Source organism: Thiobacillus sp. 65-1402 (assembly GCF_001897685.1).
Lineage (GTDB): Bacteria > Pseudomonadota > Gammaproteobacteria > Burkholderiales > Thiobacillaceae > Thiobacillus.
This window is the reverse complement of record NZ_MKUG01000003.1, coordinates 1-3240: the sequence shown is the minus strand read 5'-3', so window position 1 is coordinate 3240 and position 3240 is coordinate 1. Positions and strand designations below refer to the sequence as shown.

Here is a 3240-nt window from a genome sequence, read left to right as displayed (position 1 = left end):
ATCGGGGCGAGGCTGTTAACGCCCTCAAGCGCGCCATTTATACCGGCCGGATCAGCCCGGCGCAGGCCAAACGTGTCGATGAAATGCAGGCTGTGGCCGATGCGTTGAGCCTGATGGCCAACATCGTGATGGCGTGGAATACCTCACAGATGCAGGCGGTCCTGGATCGCTGGTCGAACCGCCGCCAGGTCATTCCACCGGAACTGATCGGGAAGATTGCGCCCACCAGGCTGGAGAGCATCAACTTGCGGGGTGTGTTTCGCTTCCCGGTTGACCGCTATGCTGACCAAATCCTGCCTTCGCGGCCAAATGCATCGATAACTGGCACCAATGGATGAAACCGACCACGGTTTGACGCCACGAATCGCAGATTTGAAAGTGAACAGGAAAGTCAATGAAATCAACGATCTACCAACACCACCTCCGCGCCAGTGCTAGCTTTTCGTACCGTCACTTATTGCACTGAAAACGAGGAGACCCCAGCAGCGGCTGTGCGTAATAAATGTTTCCGATGATGGTGCCGCAAGCGATGGCAAACAGCAGGGTCATCGAGCGGGTCAGTGCGCGTTTCTGGGTCGGCATGTCGATCTGGTTTTAAAAGGCGGATGGGCGAGAAAAGGGCCATCGGCCGATGGCATGGCAGTCCGGAAGGACTCCCTGCGGCATCGGTCATGGCCCTGGCAAAAAGCTGTCCCGCGCAGGATGTGACTGTCGCGGGGCGAAGCGCCTCAGAACGGCTTATTGGGCAGGAATTTCCCGTCCAGCGTGATTACCGCACGCGAGCCGCCTTCCGGGTCTTCGACTTTTTTGATGTCCAGCTTGAAATTAATCGCGCTAATGATACCGTCGCCGAACTGTTCGTGCACCAGCGCCTTCAGGGTGGTGCCGTAGATCTGGACCATTTCGTAGAAGCGGTAGATGGTCGGGTCAGTCGGAATGCCGCCGGCGATACTGCCGCGCAGCGGGATGGTTTGCAGTTGCGCAACATCCGCTGCATCCAGCCCCAAGTGGGCGCAAACGATCTCGGCGGCGGCCTTCGGCAGTGCGTGCTGCCCCAGCAGCGCTGCCGTGACATAGGCAACGCTGAGCCCGGTTCCGGCAGCCAGCTGCTGCCAGGACAGGTCCTGGAGTGCCTTGGCAGCGATGACGCGCGCGGTGAGCGCAAGGCGGGGATCCTGATACACATTCGATTGTTGCATGGTGTTGTCCTTTTTCAGTGAGGAAGAGACGGTCAAGCGACCAAAGCGCCACGCTTTGACTGCGTGGCAATAGTTTGTGGAAATTCGGCGAGTGAAACGAAGCGATTGCTCTCGCCATCCAGCGCCACAATGGAACCTGTTTCGATGTCGTAGACCCAGCCGTGCAGGTTGAGCCGGCCCTGCTCCAGCGCCAGCGCCACCGAAGGATGGGTCTTGAGATTGACCAATTGGGCAATCACGTTTTCGCGCACCATCGAAGTCAGGCGCGCTGCAGCAGAGAGATGGGTGCGCGATGCATTGACTACCTTTGCCGAGTCGGCGTGGCGCAACCAGCTGGCAACGGCCGGCAAATGGTCCAGGCACTTGCAGCTGGAAATCGCCGTCATGGCGCCGCAATCCGAATGGCCGCAGACCACGATATCGGTGACGCCCAATTCCGCCACCGCGTATTCGACCGTGGCGGTAACGCCCCCGGGTTCCTGGCTGTAAGACGGCACAATGTTGCCGGCATTGCGAATCACAAAGATGTCGCCCGGATCTTGCTGGGTCAGCAATTCAGGCACGACCCGGCTATCGGAACAGGTAATAAAGAGAGCGCTTGGGCTTTGGGTGGTAGCCAGCTCCTTGAAAAGGGCAGACAGTCCCGGGAAGGCATGCTGCTGAAATTTCAAGACCCCCTCGACGATGGACTTCATGGCCTTGCTCCTTGTGTGATGAAGTAATGCTGCCATGATGGAGCGATTCAGCTATTGAGTCCAAGACCGATATACAATCAAATCCATAATAATTTCCTATAGTTGCCAAGCATGCTATTGCGCCACATACGTTACCTTCTCGCGGTGGCAGAGCACCGCAATTTCACGCGCGCCGCCGAGGCGCTGCATGTTTCGCAGCCCACGCTGTCGCAGCAGATCAGGCAGTTGGAAGAGGCGCTTGGGACGCAGTTGCTGGATAGAACCGGCCGGACCGTGCGCGCGACCGATGCCGGCGCGGCCTACATCGGCTATGCACGCAGGGCGTTGCGGGAGCTGGAAGCCGGAGAGCGTGCCGTGCATGACGTGCGCGACCTGCGGCGCGGCACTCTGCGCCTGGCAATGACGCCGACTTTTACGTCCTATCTGGTAGGGCCGCTGATCGCGGGTTTCAGCGCCCGCCATCCGGGGATCGCGCTGTGCATCAATGAAATGTCCCTGGATGCCCTCGAATTGGCTTTGGCCGACGACGCGATCGATCTCGGCATCGCCTTCAGTCCGGTGCGCTCGGCAGAGATAGAGTGCCGCCCCCTGTTTGCCGAGAAGCTCAGCATTGTGGTCGGCGTGAACCACCCGTTTGCGCAGCGTGCCGGGCCGATCACCCCGCGCGACCTGGAGCGGGAGCCGCTGGCGCTGTTATCGGCTGATTTTGCGACGCGCACCTATGTCGATGCCTATTTGTACAAGCAGGGGATTGCCCCGAAAATTCTGATTGAAGCAAATAGCATCAATGCGGTGGTTGAAATTGTCCGGCGCGGGGGCATGGCGACGATACTGCCGGATGCGATCACGCGTGAAAACGCCGGGCTCAGGAATATTGCGCTCGATCCCGCCTTGCCGCACCGCACCGTGGCCCTTCTGCGGCGCAGGGAGAGCCACCAGAGTGCGGCGGCCTTGGCCTTCGCCGGATTGATTGAAGGCATCATTGCCGATGCGGCGTTGACCTGATGCGCATGCGCTGCACCGGGTCGCTGGCCGCATCAGACATTCCGCATCAGACAAAAAACATGAACCACCACAAGCCCGCCAGCAGGCCGAGCAGGATCAGTGCGGCGAGCGGCCGGGCCGAGCCGATTTCCTGGCCGGCGGCGACCATTTTCTTGCCGGTCAGCATGGCGCGCACCAGGTTTTCGCGGTGCAGCAGCGAGGTCAGGAACACGGCCGCGATGTGCAGCACGACGAGTGCCATCAGGGGTCTCCTCGTTTTCAGTGCAATAAGTGACGGTACGCAAAGCTAGCACTGGCGCGGGGGTGGTCTGGGTAGACCGTTGATTTCATTGACTTTCCTG

General features: G+C 59.8%; 6 protein-coding genes. 2 read left to right on the top strand and 4 right to left on the bottom strand.

Annotated features, from left to right (window positions below; genetic code table 11):
* A partial coding sequence (locus BGO62_RS00685) for a Tn3 family transposase (protein WP_296638523.1) occupies positions 1 to 338 on the top strand: 338 nt, incomplete at its 5' end.
* A 112-nt stretch (positions 339 to 450) separates the two neighbouring features.
* Here the strand turns inward: BGO62_RS00685 and BGO62_RS00680 are convergent.
* The 3 genes from BGO62_RS00680 to BGO62_RS00670 form a co-directional block, all read right to left on the bottom strand.
* Positions 451 to 582, bottom strand: a complete 132-nt coding sequence (locus tag BGO62_RS00680; RefSeq protein WP_296638520.1) for a hypothetical protein — start codon at positions 580 to 582, stop codon at positions 451 to 453.
* A gap of 146 nt (positions 583 to 728) precedes the next feature.
* Positions 729 to 1199, bottom strand: a complete 471-nt coding sequence (gene cynS / locus BGO62_RS00675; protein ID WP_018079680.1) for a cyanase — start codon at positions 1197 to 1199, stop codon at positions 729 to 731.
* Positions 1200 to 1231: 32 nt separating this feature from the next.
* A complete protein-coding gene (locus tag BGO62_RS00670; protein WP_018079681.1) occupies positions 1232 to 1894 on the bottom strand; it encodes a carbonic anhydrase in 663 nt (220 codons plus the stop codon).
* A gap of 111 nt (positions 1895 to 2005) precedes the next feature.
* Here BGO62_RS00670 and cynR point away from each other — a divergent pair, with 111 nt between their 5' ends.
* Complete coding sequence (gene cynR, locus BGO62_RS00665; protein WP_296638516.1) at positions 2006 to 2899, top strand: transcriptional regulator CynR; 894 nt, start codon at positions 2006 to 2008, stop codon at positions 2897 to 2899.
* A gap of 46 nt (positions 2900 to 2945) precedes the next feature.
* Here cynR and BGO62_RS00660 read toward each other — a convergent pair whose 3' ends face one another.
* Positions 2946 to 3140 carry a hypothetical protein gene (locus BGO62_RS00660; protein ID WP_296638514.1) on the bottom strand — a complete coding sequence of 65 codons (195 nt, stop codon included), beginning with the start codon at positions 3138 to 3140 and terminating at the stop codon, positions 2946 to 2948.
* Between the last annotated feature and the right edge of the window lie 100 nt (positions 3141 to 3240).

Bases quoted from the DNA above. Each gene is read 5' to 3' on its own strand.
- BGO62_RS00680 (WP_296638520.1), bottom strand. From the start codon at position 582: ATGCCGACCCAGAAACGCGCACTGACCCGCTCGATGACCCTGCTGTTT.
- cynS (WP_018079680.1), bottom strand. From the start codon at position 1,199: ATGCAACAATCGAATGTGTATCAGGATCCCCGCCTTGCGCTCACCGCG.
- BGO62_RS00670 (WP_018079681.1), bottom strand. From the start codon at position 1,894: ATGAAGTCCATCGTCGAGGGGGTCTTGAAATTTCAGCAGCATGCCTTC.
- cynR (WP_296638516.1), top strand. From the start codon at position 2,006: ATGCTATTGCGCCACATACGTTACCTTCTCGCGGTGGCAGAGCACCGC.
- BGO62_RS00660 (WP_296638514.1), bottom strand. From the start codon at position 3,140: ATGGCACTCGTCGTGCTGCACATCGCGGCCGTGTTCCTGACCTCGCTG.